Raw genomic sequence first — 24,391 nt, 5'->3', positions numbered from 1 at the left:
TATATGAAAAATAAAAATTATAATACTAGAAAAATGATTTTTTTAAGTTTGATGGTAGGTATAGCATTAATTATATACATAATAGAGGCTCAAATACCTGTACTTTTTCCTGGTATTAAACTAGGTCTTGCTAATGTTATTTCACTAGTTACCTTAATTATGCTAGGTGGGTATGAAGCCCTATTGGTTATGTTTCTAAGAACCCTTTTAGGCTCTATGTTTGCAGGAAATATGTCTTCTTTTATGTTTAGCTTGGCTGGTGGTTTTTTAAGTAACATTATTATGATTATGCTTTATTATAAATTTAAAGAAAACTTAAGTTTAAGTTCCATAAGTATTTGCGGTGCTATATTTCACAATATAGGTCAACTCTTTATAGCAGCCTTTGTGGTAAAAGATTTTAGAATATATGTGTATTTACCGGTACTTATGATTTCCGGTATAATAACAGGCTATTTTATAGGCCTATGCACTAAATATCTTAATAAAAACTTAGGCAATGTAAAACTATTTAATGAACTAAAGAACAATGAAAAATGATCAATTAATAATTATTAATTGATCATTAAATAAAAGAGCTAAGTAAATTTATTTACTTAGCTCTTTTTTATATACTCTATACTCTTTCTTAAAATATATCTAATATTCTAAAATCTCCTACTTTTTCATCTAATTTTTGTTCCACTGACTCTGATACTGAAGCTTTTCCACCAACAATAACTAAGTTACCCTCGTCCTCTATATTAGTTTCAACAAATTTTTCTGCATTAGCTATTTCTGCTGTACCTGCTCCTAATCCACTCAGAACTAATGGTGCGCCTGTTTTAGCTGCTGCTGCTGAAGCTACTAGAGCATCTGCAAATTGACCTTGTCCAGCTTTTCCGCCTTGTCCTCCTGCTGCTATATATACATGGCTAAAGTCTAATCCACCTTTACCTTTAAAATATTCTAGCACTGCTAGATTAGTTTGAAATCTGTTTTTAGATTGAGCATCTGAAGTTATCTTTGTACCATTTACAGAACTAACCACAGAGGAAGGTAACACACCACTACCACCTACTGCAAGAATCTGTAATTTGTTTTTTGATATTATATTACTTTTTACTACATTTGGTACACTTTTAGTATTTCCAAATAATACTGGATAACCATTAGTAGCTGCTACCGAAGCTACAGATAATGCATCTGCATATCCATCTTGTCCATTTACCAAAATACCTGTCTTTGATTTAGGACTTAATCTTAATATTTCTTCTGCCACTCTGGCATTAGTTCCATATCTTGTTTTGTCACCATATTTTTGTCCATCGTAACGTGTAACTTGGAACCCCTTACTTTTTAATGAACTTTCCATAGTTGTAGATACAACGCCAGTACCACCAACTATATATATTTTTTTAACATTTTGTAAGTCACTTATAGTTTTTAACACCTCTGACTCTAATGCTCCTTTATTTTCAGTTAAAAGTATTGGAGCATTTAATAATCTTGAAAGTGGTGCTGAACTTACTGCATCTGCATAGCCTGTACCATTTACTAAAATAACGGATTCTGATTTTTGGAATATTTCTTTTGCTGTTTTGTTAGCCGTATCTATTCTATTACTTCCATTCATTCTTTTTATAGAAGCTGCTTGTACATTAGTAAAAGAAATTCCTATTACCATTATGAAAGTAGCAGTTATAACTGAAAGAATTTTTTTATTCTTCTTTAACATTAGTTTCCCTCCATTTATATAATTTTCTATATTTTTAATTATATACTAAACCAATTCACATTTGTACATTCTATATAATATTCGTACAAAATCTTTTGTTTTTTAGAGTTTATTTTTAAATATCTCTTACTTAATATAAATTTTCTATATATTAAATTTATAATATATGTATATTTACTATTTTTGTAATTTATAATATATTGACAGCATATTTTGTAAACCTGGAACTAAATATGTTAGTAAAACGCTAGGTAATTTAAAACCATTTACGATGAACAATGTACAATTATCAATGATCAATTCTAAATAAACAATAAGCATTGATAATTGCACATTGTTTATCAAGTAAAAAAGAGTTAAGTAAATTTATTTACTTAACTCTTTTTTCTCTGTACTCTGTACTCTGTCCCTAGTTTGCTGGTTTTTCTTCTTTTACCACTATGTCTTTTCCATAAGCTATTAATGCATTTGTAGGACATTTTTTAACACATGCCATACATTTTACACATTTTTCTTTATCTACTACTGGTAGATTGTTTTCCATTGTTATAGCCTTCACTGGACAAGTTCTTTCACATAGTTTACATGTCATACATCCAACTTGGCAAATATCTTTAACAGCTTTTAATGTATCTTTAGAGTTACATGCTACTCTAATTACAGCTGATAATGGTTTTAGATCTATTACTGCTCTTGGACAAGCTTTTACACAGGCTCCACAACCTACACATTTTTCTGGATCTACTTCTGCTATTCCACCTTCTGTTACATGGATAGCATCAAATGCACAGGCTTTTGCACAGCTTCCTAAACCTAGACATCCATATTGACAAGATTTTGATGCACCACCTGGAACTACTGATGCTTGTTGACAATCCATTGTTCCGTAGTACTCTCCTCTTTGTTTAGCTTTATCACAAGTTCCGTTACATTTTACGTATGCTTTTAATGGTTCTGATTCATCTACAGAAACTCCCATTATTTCTGCTACTTTTGCTGATACAGCGGCTCCACCTACTGTACAGCAGTTTGGTGCTGCTGCACCTTCTGCTACTGCTTGTGCATAAGCGTCACATCCTGCATATCCACAACCACCACAGTTAGCTCCTGGTAAAGAATCTCTTATTAATGGTACCTTAGGGTCTACTTCTACGGCGAATTTTTTAGATGCATATCCTAAAAGAACACCGAATACAAGACCTAGTGCACCTAAGCTTAATATAGGAAATAGTAATTCATTCATCTATCTACACCTCCTAATGTAGTAGTCCTTGGAACCCCAAAAATGCGATTGCCATAAGTCCTGCTGTTATTAATGATATTGGAAGACCTTCCATTGCTTTAGGCATTTTATCGCATGCTTCCATTCTTTCTCTTAAACCTGCTAAAAGAACTATTGCAAGCATATATCCTACTCCTGAGAAAGTTCCAAATATTAGTGATTCTATTAAATTAAGTTTATCATTCATGTTTATAATAACCACACCTAATATAGCACAGTTTGTAGTTATAAGTGGTAAGAATATTCCTAGAGCTTTGTATAAACTAGGACTTTTCTTTTTAATAACCATTTCAACAAATTGAACTAGTGCTGCTATAACTAATATAAAAGCTATAGTATATAGGTAAGTTATGTTAAGTGGTACAAGTATAGCATTGTATACTATATAAGATATAAGTGATGCTAATGCCATAACGAATGTAACTGCAAGTCCCATTCCTGTAGCAGTTTCAACTTTCTTTGAAACACCAAGGAAAGAACATATTCCTAAAAATCTTGCTAAAACGAAGTTATTAACAAATAACGCTGATATAATCAAAGCAAATATTTTCATACTTTTTTTCACCCTTCTTTCTTAAATAAGGATATTTAAAATTCCTTCTCTTGGTTATTTAGCTTTTTTTAATTTTCTGCTATTTATTATTGCCATTAATATTCCTAATGTAAAGAATGCTCCTGGCGCAAGTATCATTATTAAAGCTGGTTGGAATGAAGATGGCATTATTTGATGTCCAAATAATTGTCCTGCTCCTAATAGTTCTCTTATCATTCCTATTACTGTTAATGATATTGTAAATCCTAATCCTTGGCCTAATCCATCAAATATTGAAGATACTGGACCATTTTTTGATGCATAGGCTTCCGCTCTTCCTAGGATAACACAGTTAACAACTATAAGTGGTATAAATATACCTAGTGATTGATATAATGCGGGTACAAAACCTTGCATTAAAAATTGAAGTAATGTAACAAATCCTGCTATTACTACTATAAATGATGGTATACGAATTTTATCTGGTATTGCTTTTCTAAGTAATGATATAACTAAGTTTGAACCCATAAGAACTACTGTGGATGCAAGTCCCATACCTATACCATTTTGAGCACTTGATGTTACCGCCAAAGTAGGACACATTGCTAAAACTTGAACGAAGGTAACATTTTCGTCTATAATTCCATTTTTTAATCTTTCACCTAAAACGCTCATTATTTATCCCCCTTTAATTCATTCTTTCATAATTTACAACATACTTATTCTCTTTTGTGTCCTCTGTATTAAAGCTTGTTGTAGCTCCGGATTTACCATCTACTTTTTTGTTGTTAGAAGGGGTTTTTAATAATTCATCTTTATAAAATTTAACAGCATCATTAACACCTGTTGTAACTGCCTTTGATGTTATGGTTGCCCCTGTCATTGCTTCTATTTCATTGTCTTTTCCTGGTGCTGTTTTAACAACTTCTAAATCTTTTTCAATTGGTTTTCCTTTAAATTGTCCTGAAAATTTTGGTTGTGGTGCGTTTGCTCCAAGTCCTGGTGTTTCTGAATGGGAAAGAATTTTTATTCCTTCTACTTTTCCTTCTTTAGAAACTCCTACCATCATTTCTATTTGTCCACCGTAACCTTTTGTTAAAACTTTAATAGCATATCCTGCTACATCACTACCTGTTTTTCCTTCATTAACTTCTGTTACAGCATTTTTAGCTTTTCCTTCCATTTTTTCAAATTTGTCTGCTTTTGGAAGGATTTCTTTCATAGCTTCAGTATTTGTTTTTTCTACTTGATCTGCTATTGGTTTTTTAGTTATTGCAAAAGCTCCTCCTAATATAAGACCAGCTATTGCTGTTATTATAAAAAGCTTTAATCCTAATTTTAGTGTTTCATTCTTTTCCATTATTTCACCTCCCCAAATACTCTTGGAGCTACAAATTTATCTATTAGAGGTACAAATAAATTCATTAATATTATTGAGTAAGAAACTCCTTCTGGATATCCTCCGAATATACGTATAACTGTTGTTATAACACCACATCCTATTGCGAAGATAACCTGTCCTTTTTTAGTCATTGGTGAAGTTGTATAATCAGTTGCCATGAATATAGCACCTAACATTAATCCACCTACAAATATTTCATATATTGCATTTCCAGACATAGCTCCATGTCTACCTATTATTGTTGTAAGTACAAATACAGTTCCTACATAAGTAACAGGTATATGCCAAGTTATTATTCTTCTATATAAAAGATAAGCAAATCCTATAAGTAATGCTAAAGCTGATGTTTCACCAATACATCCTCCTATGTGTCCTACAAAAGCTGATGCTAAGTTTGGTAATTCTCCTGGTGCGCCCTTTAAAATAGCAAGTGGTGTAGCTGTAGTAACTCCATCAACAGTCCAAGTAGTCATAGCTACTGGCCAAGATGCAAGTAAGAATGCTCTTCCTGCTAAAGCTGGGTTTACTATGTTTTGTCCAATTCCTCCAAAGAATTGTTTAACAACTATTATGGAGAAAAAGCTTCCTATAACTACCATCCATAATGGAAGTGTTGGTGGTACGTTAAATGCAAGTAACATTCCTGTTACTACTGCACTTAGATCTCCTATACTTATATCTCTTCCTGTAGCTTTTTCCCAAATGTATTCTGCTGCTACACAGGAAATAACTGCTGTTAGTATAACTAAAAGTGCTTGTAATTTAAAAAAATATATTCCTGCAACAGTTGCTGGAAGTAAAGCTATTACAACATCTCTCATTATTGATTGAACAGAGTCTTTTGAACGAATATGTGGAGATGAAGATAATGTATACATTGATTCAGACATCCAAAGTCACTCCTTACTTAAATTATTTTTTTCTTTTTGAAGCTATAACTGTACGTTTAGCTGTTCTTATAGATTGGATTAAATGACGTTTAGCTGGACATACAAAAGTACAGCATCCACATTCTATACAATCTAAACCGTGTAATTCTTCAAAGCCACCTAATTCACTTCTGTTAGATAAAGAATCTAATGTAGATGGTATCAAGTTCATTGGACATGCCTCTACACATCTTCCACATCTAATACAGCTTGATGCTTGTGGTAATACCGCTTGAGCACCAGTTAAGCTTAATAAGCCTGAAGAACCTTTTACTGTTGGTATATCTAATGTTGGTATTGTCATACCCATCATTGGACCACCGGATATAACTTTAACTGGATCTTCTTTATATCCTCCACAGAATTCTACTAATTCTCTAAGGTTTGTTCCAAGTTTCATTCTTATATTTTTAGGTTCTTTAACAGCTTCACCTGTAACTGTTATAATTCTTTCTATTAATGGTCTTCCCAAAACTACTGCATTATATATTTCTCTAACTGTTGCAGTGTTTTGAACAACACATCCTGCATCTGCTGGAAGTTTTCCTGATTGAACTTCTCTTCCTTTTATAGCATATATTAATTGTTTTTCTGCTCCTTGTGGGTATTTAGTTTTAAGAGCTTTAACTTCTATATTTGCTATTCCTTGTGATGCTTTTTTCATAGCTTCTATAGCATCTGGTTTATTATTTTCTATTCCTATATAACCTTTAGCTTCTGGGAATATTTTTAATATTATTTTTAAACCTTCTACTATTTTATCTGACTCTTCTAGCATAAGTCTGTGGTCACAAGTTAAATATGGCTCACATTCCGCTGCATTTACTATGATTGAGTCTATTTTTTTGTCTGGTGGTGGTGAAAGTTTTACATGAGTTGGAAAACAGGCTCCACCCATACCAACAATACCTGCTTGTTGGATTAATTTCATTATTTCTTCTTTTGTCATTTCGTTGTAGTCTTTTGGCTTTGGCATTTCAATTTCTTCATATTGTCCATCATTTTCTACAATAACTGCCATTACCTTTGTTCCTGCTGCAGTTAATACTGGAGCAAGATTTTTTACAGTACCTGAAACACTGCTGTGTATAGGCGCTGATACAAAGCCTGTAGCTTCTCCTATAACTTGACCTACTAATACTCTGTCACCCTTTTTAACTACAGGATTACAAGGTGCCCCTATATGTTGAGACATAGGAAAAACTAAATCGCCTTTTGGTAAATATTCTTCTATAGGCTTTTTCTCTGTAAGGTATTTTCCATGTGGTGGATGTACACCTTTTTTAAAAGTTAATAGTTCCATACTAATCCTCCTATCTTTATGCATACATGGTAAAAATCATGAAACACACAATATTATTACCTAAAATATGAATTGAATAAAAACAGTAAATTTATTATTATTAATTAAGAATAAAGATTAAAATAAAATAATAAACAACTTCATAAAGTTAAAACTACTACATAGTACATAATAATTGTAAGCAACAACTGTGCCAAAATAAAGCGCAAAAAAATTCCCTATAATTTTTATCTTATTTTTTAAATAGTAAGTAGTAATTATTAAGAAATTTTTAATATATTAATTTTATTTTAAGAACACACTAATTATTTTATAGGAATTTGTCCATATCTGCAAGTGTAATTTTACTAGCTATCATTACAAAATTTTACATTTTAAATTAAATTAAAATAAAATTATACTCATACACATTATAAGTTTTTTGTAATCGATTTACAAGAGTAATACTAAGTTTAATTTATAACATACTTTATATCATTTTATATACTTATATGTCTAAAAATTACAGTTTTTTTGTAATTTTTTCTTGTTCTTTTTTTGCTACAATATACAATTGTAAGTTTTAAAAACAAATCTTGCATTTTCTTCATTTACCAACATTATAACTTAAGAAAAAATACTATGCCATCTATGCTTTAAAAATAACTAGTAAAATTAAAAATGCATTTTAAAATATGAAGATATACAAATTTTTAAAAGTATAGTCAAAATATTAACTGAATGCTTTTATTATGTGCTTTATTTTAATTATATGTTTTAAGTATTGTTTCTATTAATAATATTGATTTTTAATGAATTTCATAATATAAATATATGTTACTTATATTTGTATATAATAGCTTTATGGAAATTTTTATATATGCTTCATACATTAACTTTTTAAGTTATAATAAGAATTTTCGATTTTATTGTTATATTTTTAACATAGTTATGCATAAAATAATTTTTATTCATTTGAATAAAAATTTGTCTTACCCATTACTTAAAATGGAGTTATACTACTCTTAGTTTAAAAAAAGACTTAACACTAGCTTCAACCTATTAAAAAAGGATATGTGGCGAGATCGACAACTCAATTCGCTAAGAGATTCTAATTTATTTTTTACCTATTGCAGATTTTCCTTTCAGTTGGAAATTATTATAACAGCTTTTAAAGGCATTAAAACAAGAAATATTTTTAGAGAAAATAGATATCTAGAAAAATAATGAGAATACTTTATTTGCGAGCTAATATTTAAGCGTAAAGTAACCAGGACGTTTGCTTAGCTCTGTTGCCACAGGATGTGGCATTAGAGCGTTAGCTTAAATATTAGGACACAAATATTAGTATTCTTTATTTTTATAGCTATCTATTGAACAAAAATATTTCTTGTTTTAATTCTAACTCTTTAAAAGCTGTTAAGTCCTAATTTCCTTTTTTATTGCTAGGAAAATTATCATTACAATCAAAGAACACAATATGCCTGTAGATTGTGCATTTAATATCCATATACCTTTGTCATTGTTTTGGAATTGTAAATACAATGTTACTATTATTCCTATAATAGATGATATAAAAGCTATTTTAGTATTTGGTTTTTCTGAAAATAGTCCAAATAATAGTGGTACTGTTAAAGAAACTGACATTAGTGTATAAAATATAGACAATGCTGTTATTATATTAGGTAATATAAAGGCCATAGCTACTCCCAATGCTCCGCCTATGACTGTAACTATTCTCCCTGCCTTTAATAGCTTTTTATCTTCTATTTTAGGATTTATAAAAGTTTTATATATATCTTCTGTAAAGGTGGTTGTTAGCATATATAAAACCGCATCTGCTGTACTAACTTCCGCTGCAAATATAGCGGCTAATGCTAAAGCAGATACTGAAAAAGGCATTAGGTTTTTCATAACCATAGGTAATGCTAGTTCCTGTTGATTAAGATTAGGAAACACTGCAAAGGCACACATTCCTAATATAGTAGGTAAAAATGCAAATAATCCTTGAACTACTGCACATATTCCTGCTCCTTTTTTTATGGTTTTCATGTCTTTTGCTCCGTAAACTTTCCCTATTAATCCTGGTGATATAAAAAATGATGGTGTAAGCATTAAAAACCATCCTACTATGGTACTTATACCTATACCTTTTAAACTAAAATAATTTACACTTTCATTTGCTGATAAATTATTTAGTATGGCTGTATGTAATCCAGTAAATCCATTTACACTCTTTATACAATAAGGTACTGCAATTATAAACCCTAGTATTATTATTACTAATTCTAATACGTTTACTATAGCTGAAGATAAAAGCCCACCGGATGAAAAATAAAGAACCACAACTACTGCTCCAATTAAAATTCCTATATTTTTATCAATTCCTGAAGTTACATTTAATATCCATGCAATTCCCATAAGTTGACCTGCAAATAATGCTAACGTACCTATGGTCATCATTATAGATATAGCTCCTTTGAAATATTTAGAATATCTTATATCTAAATAATCTCCTAAGGTATACAAATTGTATTTCATAGATTTTTCCCATATTTTAGGTCCTACCAAAAAAGCTAATACAGCTGTTCCTATAGCAGACATAAATATCCACCAATAAGAAGATACTCCATATTTATATGCAATACCGGTTATCCCAACAGTGGACCCTGCCCCTATATTTGCTGCTATTAGTGTAGTAAATAATAATTTAGAATTAAGTTTTCTTCCTGCTACAAAAAAATCTGCAGCACCTTTCACATATTTTTTGACAAAAAATCCTGCTAATATAAGTATTATGGCATATATTATTATAAATATTAAATATCCGTTCACAATCAACTAGTTATGGAAATCATAACAAACCACAACCTCTCCTTTCTATGTTGTTTCTTTTTTCTTTTTATGATTTTTTTAAACTAATATATTTTATTAAATCTTCATAATAGTTTACAAGATTTAATTCCATATCCTTTTAATCTCTTATATTCTATTAAAGTTATATTTTATATTACAATATTTATTTAATACATAATATTTTTCATTATATTATAATTTAAAACCTGATGCAATTGCATCAGGTTTTAATAAATTTTATTCATCCTCTACCATAATTAATTTTATATAAAAAGTTATATATCCCTTTTGGTATTCCGCCCAAATACTGCCTTTATGCATTTCTACTATACTCTTGGCTATAGCTAACCCTAAACCACTTCCACCAGTTGATGCAGTTCTTGATTTATCTAACCTATAAAATCTATCAAATAATTTTTTTAGGTCTTCTTTTGATATTTCTTCACTTTTATTTGATATGGATACCATAGAAAATACTCTTTCCTTATACAAATTAATTTTTATTTCTCCTGGTTTTATACTATACCTTATAGCATTCATTATTAGATTTTCAAAAACTCTTACCATTTTGTCCGCATCTATTTCTGATACTATTTCAGAATCCCAGGCATATTTATTTATACTTACTTTATTTTCTTCACATATAGGTACTAATTCTTCTATTAATTGATCTAATAATTCTCCTAAAATAATCCTTTGTTTGTTTAAGGTTACTCTGTCATTTGTATATTTAGTATAAGAAAATAAATCCTGTATTAAATTTTTTAGTTTTTCCGATTTGTTATAAGCCACATTTGCATATTCCATCAACTCTTTTTCACTTTTAAATTTCTTTTCTTTTATTAATCCTAAATAACCCATTATAGATGTAAGGGGTGTTCTTAAATCATGGGAAACATTTGTTATTAAGTCATTTTTGGCTTTTTCTATCTTTCTTTCTTTTTCCATTTTATCACTCAACTCTTTTGCCATATAATTTATATTATCTGCTAATAATGCTAGCTCATCGTTTCCTACTCTTTTTACTCTATAATCTAAGTTTCCTTTTGATATTTGTAAAAGTCCATTTGATATTTGTTCTATATAATTCATTTTCTTTTTTGTTATAAATAGAAATCCAAATATAAATACTATAACAGCTAACAAAAACGCACTTACAGATTTATCCTTGGTATAATATACAGTCTCTGCTCTTGGTATACCTTGAACTATTATATAAGCCTTTTCATTTTCAAAAATCAATGGATTAATACTTACAAATTCTTTTCTTCCTATATCATAATCATATTGATAATTCCCTGCATTTTGAAGTTGTATATTATTTTTTATAATTTCAAATATATCAACCTTTTCGGCTTCTACATTTCCTACCTTAAAAAGAATTTTCCCTTCAGTATTAGCTATAAATATTTTATTGTTCTTATCTATGCTCCAATGCCTATCTATAATATCTTGTATAGTCTTTTCATCTTCTATTTTTAATTTTTGGCTATTAATTTCATTTGATATAGATAAAGAATTATTATAAATTTCATTTATTCCTTTTTCATAATCTATCTCTGAATACCTACTAGCTTTAGTTAGATAACTATTAGCTATAATATATGTCATAATAGCCATTAAAAAACATAATGCAAAAGTAAATATAAGTTCTAGTCTTATGCTTTTTTTTACTTTATAGGATATTAATTTATATACATATTTAAAAGGTTTTATTATCTTATTAAATAATCTCTTTATTCTATTTTTCAACCTTGTATCCAACTCCCCAAACTGTTTTTATATATCTTGGATTTCTAGGGTTTTGTTCTATTTTTTCCCTTAATTTTCTTATATGAACCATTACTGTATTATTTGAATCTAAAAATTCCTCTTTCCATACTAATTCATATATTTTTTCTATACTAAACACTACCCCTCTATTTCTAGCCAGTAGCTCCAAAATATCAAATTCTCTTGGTGTAAGTTTAACTAGCTGATCTCCAATCCTAACTTCATGGGTTGCTACATTTATAGTTATATCTTCTATAGTAACAATATCTTCATTTTCATTTCCATTTGAATTATTAAGCTTTATATATCTTCTTAACTGAGATTTAACTCTAGCTAAAAGCTCTAAAGGATTAAAAGGCTTTGTTATATAATCATCTGCACCTGTCGTCAATCCTATTATTTTATCCATATCTTCACTTTTAGCTGAAAGCATTATTATAGGCATACTTTTTTCTTCTCTTATTTTCATACAAGCTTCTATTCCATCCATCTTAGGCATCATTATATCTAATATTATAAGATGAACATTATTAGTCTTTAAAAGTTCTAAAGCTTCTATCCCATTAGATGCTTTTAAAGTTGTATAACCTTCATTGGTTAAGTATATATCTATTAAATCTCTGATTTCTTTTTCATCATCAACAATGAGTATTTTTTCTGCTGACATTTCTTAATCATCTCCAAACCATAATAATTTATCATATTATAAATTCCTTCACCTAAGATTATAGCAAATATTATATCGAATAAAACATGTTGTTTTATAAATTCAGTAGATAATATAATAAGTATCCCCAATATTATAACAATAATATTAGTTATTCTATTATTTTCTACTTCATTATTTAACATATATCTCATAATAATATAAGTAGTTATAACATGAATACTTGGAAAACAATTATAAGCTTTATCCGTACTATATATAAATTTAACAATACCACTAAAGGTATCATTACCTATTACTTCTGGTCTTGGTACTGTGGTTTGAAAAAAGAAAAATATAATATAGCTTACAATTAAACTTATTATTATACTTGATAAAGATTTATAATATAATTCTCTATTTTTAAAACACATATATATTAAAGATATAATTATAAAGGGATACCAAACCATATAAGGAACAGAAAATGCAGGTATAAAAGGCATAGATTTATCCAAGTCCGTAACTAGAGTGTATACTCCCCTATTTGAGTTATTTAAAATACCATAAAAAACATTTACTATTGGTATTATTAACATTAAGCTTAATGGTACAATATTTTCTTTAATTTTGTGTATCAACTTAACTTCCCCCATAACCTTTTTCATTTTTATCTTATATAGTAATTGTACTTAAAATATCTTAATAAAAACTTTTCTTAATCCTTAATACTTTCTTAATATAAATAAGGAAAGTGCTACGCACTTTCCTTAAATTTGTCCTGTTATAAATTGTATTATTATACTTACTACTGCTACATTAAACCATACTATAACGCCTAAAAGTATTGGTTTAAATCCTGCCTTAGTCATTTCTTTAAAGTTTGAACTTAGCCCTATAGCTGATAGTGCCATTACTATTAAAAATTTTCCTAACTCATTTATATAATGAATTGTATTTCCTTTAAATAATCCCATAGTATTTAATAGGGATGCTACTAAAAACCATAATATAAACCATGGAAATATTTTTTTAAAGGAATAATTTACTTCTCCCGTTCCCATTTTAGCTTCTTTTTTCTTTTTATAGGCTGTTATAAATGCAAATATTAATGATATTGGTATTATTAGAGTAGCTCTTGTTAATTTAACTATAGTTGCATATTCTCCTGCCTTATTGCTAAAAGCATATCCTGCAGCTACTACAGAGGAGGTATCATTTATAGCTGTTCCTGCCCATAATCCAAAGGCTTTATCTGAAAATCCTAATAGATGACCTAAGGGTGGAAATATTAAAACAGCTATTATGTTAAATAAAAATATAGTGGATATAGAGTAAGCTATCTCCACTTCATCTGCTTCTATTATAGGAGATATAGCTGCAATAGCAGAACCTCCACATATAGCTGTACCTACTCCTATTAAAGTTTTTAGCTTGTCTGGTATTTTAAAAAACTTACCAACTACATAAGCAGTTATAAAGGCTGTGGCTATTGTAAATATAGTCACTTCTAAGGATTCTAACCCTGTTTTCCTAACCTGTGATAAACTTAATCCTGCCCCTAAAACTATGATAGCCCATTGTAATACTTTTTTTGATGTAAATCCCACTCCTTCTATAGTATTTTTAGGTTTACCTATAATATTGTTTATCATTATGCCTATTATTATGCCAAAGACTGCTCCACCTATTACTGGCATTAAGTTTCCAAGCCAAGTTGCTAATAGAGCTATAGAGAACGATAGCAAAATCCCTGGTAATATAGTTTTTAGTTTTTTCATTTTTTCCATCTCCCATTTTATCTTGTGATTTTTAATTTTAAATATAAACTGATATTATTACTTTTCTTTCCCTTTATTATTTTATATTCTTTATAGTTAAAAGTTAAATATTATTATTTTATAATTATAATAAGTATTTACTTATTATAAACTCTATTTTTATAAAAACATCTCTTAAAGATATTAAAACAAGAAATGCTTTTAGAGAAAATAGATATCTACAAAAATAATACCATAATATTTTTTAAATTTAAGTTACATTTTTTTATGTTCTTAATATTATATAGTAGGGGAATAGAGGTGATTATATGTATTTTAACAAAAGATCTCCTTATAGATATTTAGTTGTTGGTAGTGACACTAAAGTACCTCTATATAATGGACAACTATCTCCTTGTATAAATTTTGATAATGCAGCTACTACACCACCTTTAGTTTCTGTAATGAATGCTATTGTTAATTTTTCTCCTTGGTATTCCTCCATTCACAGAGGTACTGGATATAAATCTCAATTATCTTCTAAAATATATGAAGATTCTAGAGAAACTGTTGGGAAATTTGTGGAAGCTGATTTAGACAAAGATACTGTTATATATGTAAAAAATACTACAGAAGCTATTAATAAACTTTCTTATAGACTTTGTTCCTATGATGATGATTCTATAATTTTAACTACTTCTATGGAACATCATTCTAATGACTTACCTTGGAGAAATAAATATAAGATAGATTATATAGAGGTAGATGAATTTGGAAGATTAGTAATGGAAGATTTAAAAAACAAACTAATAAAATATGGTGATAAAGTTAAATTAGTTACTATTACTGGTGCATCTAATGTAACAGGATATATAAATCCTATTTATGATATAGCAAAATTAGTTCATGAATATGGATGCAAAATTTTAGTAGATGGAGCACAGCTTGTACCACATTGTAAAATTAGTATGAAACCCTATAATAGTTTAGAACACATTGATTATTTAACTTTTTCTGCTCATAAAATGTATGCACCTTTTGGTGTAGGTGTTTTGATAGGACCTAAAGAAACTTTTGAGGAAGGCGCTCCAGACTATAAAGGTGGCGGTACTGTAAATGTAGTAACTAAAGACTATGTTTTATGGGCAGATCCTCCTGAAAAGGATGAAGCAGGTACCCCAAATGTCATGGGTGTTGTAGCTCTTGTTGCATCTATAAATGCCATAACAAGCATAGGAATGAAAAATATTGAGATTTATGAACAAAATATTTTCAAATATGCTTTTAAAAATATTGCACAAATACCAGATGTTAAGATTTACTCATGCACAGATGTAAATTGCCCTAGAGTTGCTATAATACCCTTTAATATAAATGGTATGCACCATAGCATGACTGCAGAAATACTTTCTAAAGAGTTTGGTATAGCTGTAAGAAATGGCTGTTTTTGCGCTCAACCCTATGTTCAAAAAATATTAAACATTCCAAAAGAGGAGATAGGGTCATATGCAAATGCTCCTATGAATAAAAGACCAGGTATGGTTAGATTGAGTTTTGGTATGTATAATGACATTTACGAAATAGACTTTCTAGTTATGGCTCTTAATAAAATAGTTCAAAACAAAAATAAATATTTTAAAAAATATAGTTAAGATATAACACCTATAAGTTTATATTATTCCCCATAACTTATAGGTGTTATTTCATACATTTTACTTTTAAATTTTAAAAACTTTATATTTATAAATATATTATATGACACTATCCACTGCTATTTCTTTTTTGCTTTCACCTACATCTAATTTTAATAATCTAGCCAAAGATTTAGATGTACTTGCTTGAAATGTTAATGTTATTATTATAGTTGTAAATGTGACTGATGCTATTATATCTGAATTCTTTATATGCATTGTTAAGAGCATGCCTACTAAAGCTGCTGGTATAACGCCTGTTTCCCTAACCCACATAAGATAAATTATCTCTTTTATATTCCATTTTGCCTTTCTATCAAATATAACTGATAAAAATGCTGATACTGGTCTTGAAACAAATATTAATAATGCTACTACTAACAGATCCTTTGTAAAATACTGAGATAATACTCCGAAGTCTATATGACTTCCTAGTAAGACAAATATCATCATTCTTAATATTATAGTTAAGACCTCTTTAAATCTAAGATGAGTTTGATTATATTCATCTGGTATACAGCAATTAATTCTTTTCTTATTTCCACATACCATACCTATTATGAATACTGCCATAAACCCACTAACACCTAATTTATCTGCAATTAAATAAGTCCCTATTACTGCTACTATTGATACTTCTGAAGGAAATTCCTTTAAAAATGCATACTTTTCTCCTGCTATTAATTTGGTAGACATATAACCAAAAATACCACCTATTAAAATTCCTCCTAAAGATGACTTTAATAATTCAAAAGTACTCTTACCTAATGAAAACTCTCCACCTGCTATAACCCCTAAAATAGCAAAGGTTACTATTGCCGCTGCAGCATCATTAAATGCTGATTCGGATATTATGGTTTGCTTTAATTTATTACTTACATTCATATTTTTAAATAAAGGTACTAAAACTGATGGGTCTGTAGATGATACTATTGCACCTAATAATAATGCATATATAAAATCTATATGAAATATTTTATAAACAAAAAATCCTGTAATACCTGTAGATATAAAAACTCCTAAGGTTGACAAAAGTAATACAGATATTTTTACTTCATTAAAAACTTTCAAATCTATTTCTCTACCACCATCATAAAGAATATATGCCGCTCCAAAAGTTAATATCAGTTGATTTCCTACAGGGTAAGAATCTATATTTATAAGATTCAATACTTCTGGTCCTAGTATAACCCCTGCTAAAATAAATAAAACTACATCTGGCAAATTAACTTTTCTACTTATTTTCCCAAATACTACACCAGCTAAAATAACCAATGCAATTAACTTTAATATATTATTAGCCGATAAAATTACATTTGTTTCCATTTCAAAATCATCTCCAAGCAATTTTTTATATTACTGTATATGTTATATCACCTTTATATTTAAATTACAATATACTTTTCAAAAGTTTTTTGTTAATTATTTCAATTTTTTGTCACTTTTTTAACATTTATGTAGAGTAAAATTACATATTATATGTTTAACTATAAAAACTAAAGGAAACCCTTTTATTATATGTTAGGGTTTCCTTTTTGTTCTTATTTAGTTATAAATACTATATATTAAATAGTTTTTAATCAAATTAATATAATTTTTGTTACCTTTAACTTCAATTGAATATTTCTTACAAATCTTATAATCCAAGCACTTCTGAAATTTCTTCCATGGAATTAAGCGACAATTCTGCGAATTGTGGAAATTCTATTCCAAGCTTTTCTATAGACTTCATAGCTTCTCTATTTGCTCCTGCGGCAAATCTTTTTTCTTTCATTCTTTTTGTTATAGATTTAACCTTTACGCTAGAAATTTTTTTATCTGGATATACTAATGTTATAGCTGTTATAAATCCTGTTATAGGATCTGCCGCATATATAGCCTGATCCATTTTTGATTTTATTTCTGCTCCTGATTCTTGATTATGAGCACATATAGCATTATACATATCTTCATCTCCAAAACCTTCAGCCTTAAGTATTTCAACAGTTTTTGGTCCATGAAGATGAGGATTTTGTACATAATCTACTATATCCGCATCTAAATCATGTAAAAGTCCTGTTATACCCCATTTATCTATATTTTCTGGATCTAACTTTTCTGCTAGCCCTCTCATTACTGCTTCTACAGCATAGGAGTGCTTTATCAAGTGTTCTGCTTTTAAGTTATTTAATAATAGTTCTTCTGCTTTTTCTCTACTAAACATATGTAATAGCCCCCTTATAAAATTTTTTGCTTTAAATTTTATTATATAATAACAATTTATAATTTCAAGTATATTCTATAAATTCAGAAATTTATTCGTATAATTTTCAGTATATATTTAAACTTTTTTCAGTATCTCTCAAAATAGATTTAGTTTTAATATAGCAAATATAAAAAATACATGCATTAAACATATGAATAAGCTTTAGTAGGTCTTAATTGGGGAAATTAAAATTAAATCTATTTTATTTTGAGGTATCTTTATTTAATTTACTTCTCTCAAAAAAATCATGGTTGGTATTGCTTAAATTTTTTGCTCAAAATTATTTTCATAAGTAGAAAATCTATAAACCACTGAAAAGCCGTTATCCACCAAACATATACTACAGAATATTTTAATTTATATATATAATAATAAAACAATGGCACTCTTATACACCAACTAGAAATTAAAGTTACAATAAAGGGTGTTTTGGCATCTCCCATACCTTTTAAAATATCTTCAACAACGGTAGATGCAGCTATAAATGGTTGTTCTATAGCTCCAACTAACAAACATAAAGTTGCTAATTTTACAACTTTTCTTTCTTTATTACCCACAAAAAATCCTACTAACAAATTAGGCATAAAAATAAATAATAAAGAAAATATTAAAGATATACTAACCGCAAACCAAACAGATTTATTTGCATATTCTTTTGCACCTTTATAATCTTTTTCTCCTATTTTTATTCCAACCAATGTAGTAGCAGAAACTCCCAAAGCAGCACTAGGTATTATGGAAACTGTTTCTATGGTATTTGCTATTTCATTAGCGGAAAAGGAAATACTCCCAATTTTTATTATCATAAAAGCGCACAATAATCTACTTATACTAAATGTAGCTTCTTCTAAAGATGCTGGTATATACATATTTAAAATGTCTTTTATCTTATCTATTTTAAACAATTTAAACAAATTTATATTGCCATGAGATTTTAATTTATCTAACATGTATATAAATGAAAATATAAAACCCATTATTTGAGATAATATGGAAGCTAATGCTGCTCCAAATACACCTAATCCTTTTTTTCCTATACCAAATATAAAAATAAAATCCAATATAATTTTACAGCTACTTACTATTACTGCTGTAAAAAAAGGTATTCTTGTATTCTTATATCCTCTTAGTATAGAATTTATAATTTCCGTATTCATTTTAAAAAAAATTGAAATAGCCATTGTCTTATTAAAAACATTAGCTATTTTAAGTATATCTCCTCTTGCACCTGCCATATATAAGATTTTTTCACTTTTATAAAACATAAGATAACTTATTAAAAATGAAATTATAACTCCTAAAAATAAACCACATATAGAGTATTGTTGTGCATTTTTATAATGTCTACTTCCTATACTTCTAGCTATTAGTGAAGTTAGAGAAACTGCAAGACCTACGGAAATAAACACATCACAAAGAGTAAAAATAACTCCATTGCTTAATCCTACTGCAGTTAAACATTTATTACCACCATAATTTCCTATCATCATCATATCAAATACTATCATTAGATTATATAATGTCATTTCTGCTATGATCGGAATAGAAGTGTCTAGAATTTCTTTCATCGTATATTTTTTTGTCATATCATCCCTCATAAAAATTAATTATATTTATCCGATGACTATCCGCTCTAATACTCCCATCTTATTCAAAGTTGGTTCAAAGAGCGGTTACGTCCCTGGATAACGATTTCTAAGCTTTAGTGGAAGTAAAAAACTTCCTCTAAATCTAAGAACTCTGTTTATACCTTAAAATTCATTTAACAAATTTTATATAGAATTTTTATTTAAATTTTGGGGAAATACTAAACTATAAAATATGCTAACTTAAAGCATTAAACTCTATTACTTTATATATTCATATTTATATTGGGTTATGAATAATTTCATTTTTAAATATTTTATTCCCTTTTTATCAACTTCAAGAACTTTATTTATAATAAAATTTCTAGGAGGACAAAAATAAAATGAATAAGCAGAAGAAGTTAATTTTAATTATAATTTTATGTATATCTATTACATATCTTTTTTTATATAATAATAACAAAACCTATGTCTATACTTCTTTACAAGAAGAAAATTCTTTAGATAAAGATTTAGTTAAAAATAACTTAGAAGAAATATATAAAAAAAGATGTGAATCTTTTACTTCTTTAGATTTAAAATCTTTAGAGGATTATTTTGATACTTCTCATAAATACGGTGAATGGTCTTTAGCACATGAAATTAAAAGAATTAAATATTTAAATGATTGGTCTTATAATAGAGGAATTAAATTTACTAATGTAGCTTCTTCTTTAAAATTTAAAAAAATATCGCCAACTAAAAAAGGTGTGAGGGTATCTTTAGATGAAGTGTATAAATTTGATTATGAGTATAAATCTGATGAAACACCTACTAAAAATTCTTTTGGTGTTTCCATACAACATACTGTAGATTTAGTAAAAAAAGATGATGGGTGGATTATATTTACAGACTGGTATACTGATTGTTTTGAAGATGCTCTTAAATCTTATTCGGCTGATACAGATAATTTAGATAAACAAACTTCTCCTCCAAAATATAATATTAACTCATGCTCTAAAAATTATGAACCTAATTATGAAGGTAAATATAATAGAATAAAAGCTATAGAGTATGCAGATAAATATTGCGGTATTCCTTGGGCTAGCGGAAATGATCTAAAACATAATAAAAAATATAAAAATTTCACTGGTGCTGGAGGAGATTGTACAAATTATGTTTCTCAAGTTTTAGGCGATAAAGAAGCTGGTGGCCTACCTTTCGATGGAACCTGGTATTGTAGGTATCATAAATATGGTGGAGGTGAGGGAAGTAAAGCTTGGGTGAATGCAGATGCTTTTAGAAATTACCTTATATATAGCGGAAAAGGAAATTTAATAAAGAAAGGTTCCTTTGAAGATTTAATAAAACCTACTGATAATTATAGCTGCGGTATTATAGAAAAATTAGAACTAGGTGATATGATTTGTTACGCCCTAGGAAGTAATATAGATCATTTTGCAATAGTTACTGGCTGGGATTCCCATGGATATCCTTTAGTAAATTCCCATACTACTGATAGATATAGGGTTCCTTGGGATTTAGGTTGGGGAGATAAAAATATATTTTTTCACTTGATTCATATAAAATAAATATTATAATAAATTTCAAATAATATTTTAATACAAAGTTGCCACTAATAAATTTTTATGGGCAACTTTATTTTTTTATTTTAAAATTTTATCTATTGTAATATATATGTATCTATTATAAGTTAATATATATTATAATAAATATATATTATTTTTTAATAATTCCTATAAGATTATTTAATTATATAGAGGTCGTGATCATAATGAAATTATATAAAAAATCCCTAAATATAATATTGTTGATTTTTTTATTATCCATAATTATTACTAGTATTTTTTCAGAAACTTATATAATAAAAAAATTTAATAACATAGAAATTAAATATAATGTATCTAAAACTGAGCAATTATTAAAATTAATAAATAAAGATATTGAAAGTACTTATGATTTAAATAAAGATTATGCTATATGGGATGATACTTATAAATTTATAAATGATAAAAATAATAATTATATAGAAACTATTTTAAAAGAAAGTAGCATTTTTAAAAATTTTAATATTGATTTAATATTATTTGTAAATAAAGATAATGATATAGTATTTCAGCAATATTATAATAAAAATAAAAAATTAAGTAAAAAAAATATAAATTATCTTTCTTCCATTGCTATTTCTAATATTAAAAGTACTCATCCTCTTAAAGGCCTAACAAAACTTGATGATTCATTGCTATTGATGACCGCTGCACCTATTACAGATACTTTAAATTCTAAAACCCCTAACGGTGCCATGATATTTATTAAATTTTTAACCAAAGAAAATATTAATAAATATCATGGTAATACTACTAATTTTGAAATTATAGATTACAAAAATTTGTATAATGTTATATATAAAAAAAATGATATATCTATAGTTGAAGGTAATGATAATTTAATTGAAAGCTATGGATTAATAAAAGATATATTTAATAATAATTCCTTTATGTTAAAACTAAATATAACTAGATATATCTACTTTGCTGCGAAAGAAAATATCAAATTTTTTCTATTTGTTATATTTATTTTAGGTATTTTTATGAGTATACTTCTTATAAAAATTTTAAATGAATTAGTACTTAAAAGAATTCATACTATAGAAAAAACTTTAAATTATGTAGCTAAAACAGCAGATTTATCTGTACGTTTAGATACTACAGGAAATGATGAAATAACAAGTTTAAATAAAAACTTTAACAATATGTTTGATATGTTAGAAACATCAAAAGAAGAAATTATAGAAAACCAAAAAAAATATAACTATCTTTTTTCTAGTGTTATAACTAACTTCTCCTATAACAAAATAGTAAAAAATAAAGATTCTAATATTATAGATTTTAAAGTAGTAGAAATAAACAACTATTTTAGCCAATTATTGAATACAGATAAGGAAAATATAATTGGAGAACATATATCTTCATTTATTCCCTCTATCTTAAATGAAAATCCAATTTTAACAAAATCCATAAAAAAGATCTCTTCTGTAGGTGGTAAAGAAACTTTAGAAGAAATTTATATAGAAGAATTAAGAAAATGGTTTTCCGCAGTGGTTTATAGTATGGAGTTAGATTATTTCGCCCTACTTTTAACAGATATAACTGAAAATAAAAAAGATAAAGAGAAAATTTTAGGACTAGCTTATTATGATTCTCTTACTGGTCTTTCAAATAGAAAAAAAATTATAGAAACTATAAATAAAACTATAAAGAACTATAGGAATAAAAGATTTGCTGTTTTATTTATAGATTTAGACCACTTCAAGTCTATAAATGATACTTTAGGTCATGATGTTGGGGATTACGTTTTAGAAAAAGTTTCTGCTAGATTCAAAATGTTGATAGGTCCTAATCATAAAATTGGTAGACTTGGTGGAGATGAATTTATAATTGTACAAATTATAAATTCTATAAGTGATGCTGAAAAACTAGCCGGTAAAATATGTACCACTTTAAATCATCCAATAAAATATAAGGAAGATGATTTATTTATTGGTGCTAGCATCGGCATAAGTGTCTATCCAGAAGATGGTAAAGACACTTCTACACTAATGAAAAATGCAGATGCTGCAATGTATGCAGCAAAAAAAAATGGTGGATATAAATATGAAGTATATTCTAGAAGCATGAATGAAAGAGCCCTAGATGATTTAATTCTAGAAAATAGATTAAGGCGAGCTTTAGAAAAAAATGAATTATTAGTGTATTTTCAACCTATTTACCACTTAAAGACATCCAAAATTATAGCAGTAGAGTCTTTAGTTAGATGGAAATTTGATAATAAAATTATAAGCCCTAATCAATTTATTCCATTAGCTAAAAACATTGGTGAAATAGCTAATATAGATAATTGGGTATTAAATAAAGCTTGTTCTCAGTGTCATTTATGGGAAAGACAAAATAATAATGCCTTGTATGTATCTGCAAATATATCTTTTAAACAAATGAAGGATAAAAATTTTGTAGATAATGTTTTAAATATACTTAAAACTACTAAACTACCACCTAGCTACTTATGTCTAGAAATAACAGAGGATGAAGCTATGGAAGATGTGGATCTAAGTATTAGAACTTTAGAAGCATTAAAAAAACATGGAATAAAAATATCTCTAGATGATTTTGGTACTGGTTATTCATCCTTAAGTTATGTTACCAAATTACCTATAGATAATATTAAAATAGATAAAAGTATTATAAAAAATATTCACAAAGATAATAAAAGTTTACAAATAGTAAAATCTATAATACTTATGTCTAAAAGTTTAGATATAAATATTATTGCAGAAGGCGTTGAGATAATTGATCAGCTAGAAATTCTTCAAGAACTAGATTGCGATTCTATTCAAGGTTTTTATATCTCTGAACCATTACCTATAAAAAACTTTGAAAGTAAATTTATTAGATAATTTTACAATTGAAATTTTTTCTGGAAATTTTTAATCATTTAGACTAAAAAGCTGTTTCAAGATAGATTTAATTTTAATTTAGCAAATATAAAGAGAGTGTCTCAAAATAAGAATAGCCTTAATTTTAATATAGTAAATATAAATAATACATGTAATAAACATATGAATGAACTTTAGTAGTTCTTAATTTGACGGAATTAAAAATTTTTGTAATTCCTCACAGGACGTGAGGAGCCA

At 27.7% G+C, this 24,391-nt stretch carries 19 protein-coding genes; 4 read left to right on the top strand and 15 right to left on the bottom strand.

Annotated features, from left to right (window positions below):
• Window positions 1-3 precede the first annotated feature (3 nt).
• The gene (locus ACYUEW_RS04895; RefSeq protein ID WP_030033227.1) at window positions 4-540 is read left to right on the top strand and encodes a Gx transporter family protein; all 537 of its coding nucleotides are present in this window, start codon (window positions 4-6) and stop codon (window positions 538-540) included.
• Between the two features lie 88 nt (window positions 541-628).
• On the opposite strand, the gene ACYUEW_RS04890 is transcribed toward ACYUEW_RS04895, so the two are convergent.
• The 12 genes from ACYUEW_RS04890 to ACYUEW_RS04835 all read right to left on the bottom strand — a co-directional run bounded on the left by ACYUEW_RS04890 (window position 629) and on the right by ACYUEW_RS04835 (window position 14,200).
• Complete coding sequence (locus ACYUEW_RS04890; protein WP_460276317.1) at window positions 629-1,717, bottom strand: cell wall-binding repeat-containing protein; 1,089 nt, start codon at window positions 1,715-1,717, stop codon at window positions 629-631.
• Window positions 1,718-2,126: 409 nt separating this feature from the next.
• Complete coding sequence (rnfB, locus tag ACYUEW_RS04885; RefSeq protein ID WP_043031115.1) at window positions 2,127-2,960, bottom strand: RnfABCDGE type electron transport complex subunit B; 834 nt, start codon at window positions 2,958-2,960, stop codon at window positions 2,127-2,129.
• 13 nt (window positions 2,961-2,973) lie between these two features.
• Window positions 2,974-3,552 (bottom strand): electron transport complex subunit RsxA, encoded by a 579-nt coding sequence (gene rsxA / locus ACYUEW_RS04880; RefSeq protein ID WP_045898838.1) that lies wholly within the window; start codon window positions 3,550-3,552, stop codon window positions 2,974-2,976.
• 54 nt (window positions 3,553-3,606) lie between these two features.
• The gene (gene rsxE, locus ACYUEW_RS04875) at window positions 3,607-4,206 is read right to left on the bottom strand and encodes an electron transport complex subunit RsxE (protein ID WP_076039959.1); all 600 of its coding nucleotides are present in this window, start codon (window positions 4,204-4,206) and stop codon (window positions 3,607-3,609) included.
• Window positions 4,207-4,219: 13 nt separating this feature from the next.
• A complete protein-coding gene (locus ACYUEW_RS04870; RefSeq protein ID WP_163201197.1) occupies window positions 4,220-4,891 on the bottom strand; it encodes an RnfABCDGE type electron transport complex subunit G in 672 nt (223 codons plus the stop codon).
• Window positions 4,891-5,823 carry an RnfABCDGE type electron transport complex subunit D gene (locus ACYUEW_RS04865; RefSeq protein WP_163201198.1) on the bottom strand — a complete coding sequence of 311 codons (933 nt, stop codon included), beginning with the start codon at window positions 5,821-5,823 and terminating at the stop codon, window positions 4,891-4,893. The genes ACYUEW_RS04870 and ACYUEW_RS04865 overlap by 1 nt, the downstream gene beginning before the upstream one ends.
• Window positions 5,824-5,845: 22 nt before the next feature.
• Window positions 5,846-7,165: an electron transport complex subunit RsxC gene (rsxC, locus tag ACYUEW_RS04860; protein WP_042385803.1), complete on the bottom strand. Its 1,320-nt coding sequence runs from the start codon at window positions 7,163-7,165 to the stop codon at window positions 5,846-5,848.
• Between the two features lie 1,398 nt (window positions 7,166-8,563).
• Window positions 8,564-9,979, bottom strand: coding sequence for a sodium:solute symporter family transporter (locus ACYUEW_RS04855; RefSeq protein WP_163201199.1), 1,416 nt, complete (start codon window positions 9,977-9,979; stop codon window positions 8,564-8,566).
• 258 nt (window positions 9,980-10,237) lie between these two features.
• The gene (locus ACYUEW_RS04850) at window positions 10,238-11,752 is read right to left on the bottom strand and encodes a sensor histidine kinase (RefSeq protein ID WP_003487456.1); all 1,515 of its coding nucleotides are present in this window, start codon (window positions 11,750-11,752) and stop codon (window positions 10,238-10,240) included.
• On the bottom strand, window positions 11,742-12,440 hold the full coding sequence (locus ACYUEW_RS04845; protein ID WP_003487459.1) for a response regulator transcription factor: 699 nt from the start codon (window positions 12,438-12,440) through the stop codon (window positions 11,742-11,744). The genes ACYUEW_RS04850 and ACYUEW_RS04845 overlap by 11 nt, the downstream gene beginning before the upstream one ends.
• Window positions 12,386-13,060 (bottom strand): phosphatase PAP2 family protein, encoded by a 675-nt coding sequence (locus tag ACYUEW_RS04840; protein WP_460276316.1) that lies wholly within the window; start codon window positions 13,058-13,060, stop codon window positions 12,386-12,388. The genes ACYUEW_RS04845 and ACYUEW_RS04840 overlap by 55 nt, the downstream gene beginning before the upstream one ends.
• A 129-nt stretch (window positions 13,061-13,189) precedes the next feature.
• Window positions 13,190-14,200 (bottom strand): YeiH family protein, encoded by a 1,011-nt coding sequence (locus ACYUEW_RS04835; protein ID WP_163201201.1) that lies wholly within the window; start codon window positions 14,198-14,200, stop codon window positions 13,190-13,192.
• A 308-nt stretch (window positions 14,201-14,508) separates the two neighbouring features.
• On the opposite strand from ACYUEW_RS04835, the gene ACYUEW_RS04830 reads away from it, so the two are divergent.
• Window positions 14,509-15,831: an aminotransferase class V-fold PLP-dependent enzyme gene (locus tag ACYUEW_RS04830; protein WP_003487467.1), complete on the top strand. Its 1,323-nt coding sequence runs from the start codon at window positions 14,509-14,511 to the stop codon at window positions 15,829-15,831.
• Window positions 15,832-15,930: 99 nt separating this feature from the next.
• On the opposite strand, the gene ACYUEW_RS04825 is transcribed toward ACYUEW_RS04830, so the two are convergent.
• From ACYUEW_RS04825 to ACYUEW_RS04815, 3 genes are all read right to left on the bottom strand, one after another.
• Window positions 15,931-17,196, bottom strand: coding sequence for a cation:proton antiporter (locus tag ACYUEW_RS04825; RefSeq protein WP_460276315.1), 1,266 nt, complete (start codon window positions 17,194-17,196; stop codon window positions 15,931-15,933).
• Between the two features lie 310 nt (window positions 17,197-17,506).
• Window positions 17,507-18,073: an HD domain-containing protein gene (locus ACYUEW_RS04820; protein ID WP_045516469.1), complete on the bottom strand. Its 567-nt coding sequence runs from the start codon at window positions 18,071-18,073 to the stop codon at window positions 17,507-17,509.
• A 287-nt stretch (window positions 18,074-18,360) separates the two neighbouring features.
• Complete coding sequence (locus ACYUEW_RS04815; protein WP_042385806.1) at window positions 18,361-19,701, bottom strand: MATE family efflux transporter; 1,341 nt, start codon at window positions 19,699-19,701, stop codon at window positions 18,361-18,363.
• A gap of 383 nt (window positions 19,702-20,084) precedes the next feature.
• On the opposite strand from ACYUEW_RS04815, the gene ACYUEW_RS04810 reads away from it, so the two are divergent.
• Both ACYUEW_RS04810 and ACYUEW_RS04805 read left to right on the top strand, forming a co-directional pair.
• Entirely contained in the window at window positions 20,085-21,272 is a 1,188-nt protein-coding gene (locus tag ACYUEW_RS04810; RefSeq protein WP_003487474.1) for an amidase domain-containing protein, read from the top strand.
• 203 nt (window positions 21,273-21,475) lie between these two features.
• Entirely contained in the window at window positions 21,476-24,154 is a 2,679-nt protein-coding gene (locus ACYUEW_RS04805) for an EAL domain-containing protein (protein ID WP_460276314.1), read from the top strand.
• Window positions 24,155-24,391: the final 237 nt, after the last annotated feature.

Source organism: Clostridium sp. CTA-1, from assembly GCF_054768215.1.
This window is presented reverse-complemented; position numbering and strand designations above follow the sequence as displayed.